This window comes from Campylobacter sp. LMG 17559, from assembly GCF_024723605.1.
In the GTDB taxonomy this organism is placed as follows: Bacteria; Campylobacterota; Campylobacteria; order Campylobacterales; family Campylobacteraceae; genus Campylobacter_D.
In genome coordinates this window covers 1-253 of sequence record NZ_JANQCZ010000077.1, presented here as the reverse complement: position 1 = coordinate 253, position 253 = coordinate 1, and the positions used below count along the sequence as shown (strand labels likewise).

The 253-nt window shown below is 31.2% G+C and carries 1 pseudogene; it reads left to right on the top strand.

Annotated elements, in window-relative coordinates:
• A pseudogene (locus CAMP5082_RS08385) lies at window positions 1–253 on the top strand (hypothetical protein); the annotation flags it as partial.

Here is a 253-nt window from a genome sequence, read left to right as displayed (position 1 = left end):
GGATAATTGATTATAACGAATATCAAATTTCTGAAGATGAATTTGGAAGTATGTATAGAGCCTTAAGAAGTGATGTGGTTGAGGGTAAGATAAAAGATCCAAGGGATGTAGATTCTACTTATGAAAGCAGAAGAGAATTTGATCGTTATATGGATGGATATTCTAATGGTATGATTAATGCTTATGGTTATGATATTCCAAATGATCGGAGTGAAGAAAGTGCACAATTAAGAATAGATTCTATGATTTTAAC